This is a genomic window from Lentilactobacillus sp. (assembly GCF_040773105.1).
Lineage (GTDB): Bacteria > Bacillota > Bacilli > Lactobacillales > Lactobacillaceae > Lentilactobacillus > Lentilactobacillus parabuchneri.
In genome coordinates this window covers 1-3,551 of the sequence record NZ_JAXGWW010000218.1, presented here as the reverse complement: position 1 = coordinate 3,551, position 3,551 = coordinate 1, and the positions used below count along the sequence as shown (strand labels likewise).

Annotated in this window: 3 protein-coding genes and 1 pseudogene; all 4 read right to left on the bottom strand. The window is 43.8% G+C overall.

Going from position 1 to position 3,551, the window contains the following annotated elements:
• Positions 1-221: pseudogene (locus AB3112_RS09655) on the bottom strand (YfcC family protein); the annotation flags it as partial.
• Between the two features lie 354 nt (positions 222-575).
• Entirely contained in the window at positions 576-1,349 is a 774-nt protein-coding gene (locus AB3112_RS09650) for an ABC transporter ATP-binding protein (protein WP_057910886.1), read from the bottom strand.
• A complete protein-coding gene (locus AB3112_RS09645) occupies positions 1,342-2,241 on the bottom strand; it encodes an ABC transporter permease (RefSeq protein WP_057910887.1) in 900 nt (299 codons plus the stop codon). The genes AB3112_RS09650 and AB3112_RS09645 overlap by 8 nt, the downstream gene beginning before the upstream one ends.
• Complete coding sequence (gene trpX / locus AB3112_RS09640; protein WP_084974524.1) at positions 2,238-3,239, bottom strand: tryptophan ABC transporter substrate-binding protein; 1,002 nt, start codon at positions 3,237-3,239, stop codon at positions 2,238-2,240. Before trpX ends, AB3112_RS09645 begins: the two co-directional genes overlap by 4 nt.
• Positions 3,240-3,551 lie beyond the last annotated feature (312 nt).

Genomic DNA, 3,551 nt, shown 5'->3' with positions numbered 1-3,551 from the left:
TAGATCGGGGCTGAAAAGACGTCCCAAATACCTTGAGGGTTAGAGGCAACCGCCTTATAAGTATGGGCAATAATGTTGCCGGCTTTATCAGTCGAATACTGCCCAGCTGGAATGATCCAAGTTAAAATTGCAACGAATATAATAATCAGAAATAAGATCGTGTACGCTGAAGGCATCTTAAATCTTATTTTCTTTGGTGTTGTATGTTGATTTTGCATCATGTTCACTTCCTTTTCTTTTACTGACTTAAGTTTACAAAAAAACTATAAAGAATCTGTGAAGAAATTTCGAATTATTTACATAAGTTTAAGTTATTCTAAATTTCACAATCACAAGACTTTATAGAATCCCCTCCATGCCCTCATTATAAATAAGAAGGTATAAAAATTACAAAGAAAGTGCTTTCAAATTCTCTAATAATTCATACTAATTGGTGAAAATGTCCAAAAGACAAAACGCCGGTTAGCAAATGTTTTCGCAAGATAATATGAAAAACATCAAAAAAGGCTGAGTCAAAAGTTGATACTTTTGGCCCAGCCTCTAAATGACGCTGTAATTATAAATGAGTTTGTGCGTTACTCTTCAATATCGTTGAAGAAGCTCAATAATTCTTCCTTTGTCAGGTTATCCTTTTGATCACCCGCAATGTCGTAGGTGATCTTTCCATTATCCAAGACGATTAATCGATTTCCATACTTTAAAGCATCATCCAAATGGTGGGTGATCATCAAGCAGGTGAGGTGGTTTTGCGTGATTTGGTCGTTGGTCGCAGTCATCAGTTCTTGAGAGGTCTGGGGATCTAAGGCAGCGGTATGCTCATCCAACAATAAAATCTCAGGGCGCTTGATCGTTGCCATTAAGAAGCTAAGCGCCTGCCTCTGCCCACCTGATAATTTGCCGGTGGCGGTATTTAACCGGTGTTCCAGACCATTGTTCATAACGGACGTAATCTCCTTGAACTTATCCATGTGGGCTTTAAGATGCCTTGAACCAAAGCCACGGTGCTGACCGCGCTTTTCAGATAATAAGAGATTTTCGGCAACGGTCATTCGTGGGGCGGTGCCCATTTTGGGATCTTGGAAGACGCGGCTTAAGAAGCGGGTGCGATGTTCCACGGACATATTAGTAATGTCTTTGCCATTAAGTAGAATTTGGCCTTCTGAAACGGGAATATTGCCGCCGATGACGTTAAATAACGTCGACTTTCCGGCGCCGTTTGACCCCAGAATTGTCACAAAGTCACCGGGATAAATCGCTAAGTTAACGTGATCCATGATGTTAATTTGCTCAGGTGTCCCATGATTGACAGTGACGACAATATCTTTTAACTCAAAGATTGGCTCAGTCATGTTTGGTCATCCCCTTTGCTAAAGTATGGCGGATCCGGAAACGTTTTTCCAGTACTGGGAACATCATGAAGAGGGCCAGAACAATTGCTGAAATCAGGTTCAAGTCGTTGGCGTTGAAGCCCAACTTGAGAACAAGTAAGATGACAAACCGATACAGGATACTTCCGATTGTGACGGCAATCAGCCGCTGATTCATGGTCAAATCACCGAAGACGACCTCGCCAATGATAATTGAGGCTAAGGCAACCACGATGACGCCGATTCCCATGTTAACGTCGGCAAACCCATTATTTTGGGCAACCAGAGCACCACCAAGGCCAATCAAACCATTGGAAACGCCAAGTCCCATAATCTGCATCGCATCAGTACTGATACCAAGTGAGCGTGCCATGTTGGGGTTATCCCCAGTTGCAATGAAGGCTTGGCCCAGATTGGTTTGCAAGAAGTAAATAATCAAGGCTGTGACGATTGCGACTACGATGATGCCCAGAACGACGCTGTCAAAGTAAGGTGGCAGTGATTCCAGGAAGTGGTTTTTCAACATTGTTGGCTTATCAAATAATGATAGGTTGGCACGGCCCATGATCCGTAGGTTGACGGAGTAAGCAGCGGTCATTACCAAGATTCCTGCTAATAACACAGGAATTTTTCCTTTAGTGTACAGCAGTCCCGTCACCAAACCAGCCAGCATGCCGGCAATAAAAGCGATCAAGGTTGCAACAAGTGGGGAAGCGCCTGAATAAATTGCGGCCACACAGGCGGCAGCACCCATCGGGAAGGTGCCTTCAACGGTCATATCGGGAAAATCAAGAATTCGAAACGTGAGAAATAGGCCGATGCCGACGATCCCCCAAGTTAATCCTTGGCCGATTGCTGATACGATAATACTCATTTAATCAATTCTCCTTTTTCTTGGGCTTTCTTCAAAAGTGCTGCAGGAACTTTGATGCCCAACTTGTGCGCTTGTTTTTCATTGATGATCAATTTTCCATAACGGAAGAATTTGATTGGTGTGGTGGCAGGCTTCTTCTTTCCTTTGAGGATCTGGCCACTCATCTTACCAGTTGCAACTCCCAATTTGTATTGGTCAATTCCGTACGTTGCAACACCACCTTGTTTAACCATGGTGTCAACGGCAGGAAAGACGGGTACCTTTGCGTTGTTTGCGGCACCTACCAGCGTCTGCATCGCACCGGCAATGGTGTTATCGGTTGGAACGTAAATCGCGTCAACCGAACGAACGGCTTGTTCAGCAACTTGGGTTAAATCATTGGTATTAGCGATTGAGTAAGCTTTCAAACGAACATTTTCCTGTTTACATATTTTGACGAACATCTTGTATTGGGCGACGGCGGAGTCATCGCTTGATGTGTAAATGATTCCTAATGTCTTCATGTGAGGCATGAATTGCTTGATCAAGCCTAGTTGTTCTTTAAGTGGTGCTTGGTCGGAAACACCGGTGATGTTGCCACCGGGCTTGCTGTTATTTTTAACGAGGCCGGCGCCCTTTGGATCGGTGATGGCACCGAGGATGACAGGCTTATGGGTAATCGTATTTGCCAAAGCCTGGGCCGATGGGGTTGCAATTCCGATGGACAGGTCTGCATCCTCATTGGCAAATTTGGTGCTCATTGTTTTCAAATTACTTTGGTCATTTTGGGCATTTTGAAAATCAATTTTGATGTTCTTGCCAGGGGTGTAGCCCTCTTCTTCAAGTCCGTGAATGATTCCTTTGTGGATGGCGTCCAGCGCTGGATGTGACATTAATTGAAGAATCCCAACGGTCGGCTTGGCCTGGGTCTTTTGTTTCTGATTCCCCTGAGCAAATGCGACGCCCAAAATCACGATTAACACAGCGATGACACCTGAAATTAAATATTTTTTCTTCATAATTACCGTCTCCCTCAATCTCAATGATTTTATTTAAAAAATTAATACGAACAAAAACGAGCATTCCAGTCTGCCCGACCGAAATGCTCGTCATAAGTCGGCCTGCCGGAATCATCTGTACAGACCGTTCGTTTTCCGAAAGATTGCCGGTACAGATGCGTTCATGATCGCATGCTTAAGATCAAGTCGCATCTGTATCGATGTGACTTGTTACCGGCTTTGCCAACTGCGATTAACAAGTGAACTCATAGCAATCTTTCCTTTCGTAGTAGAATACATTTAATTTTATATGATTGTTTCTGGTTCGTCAAT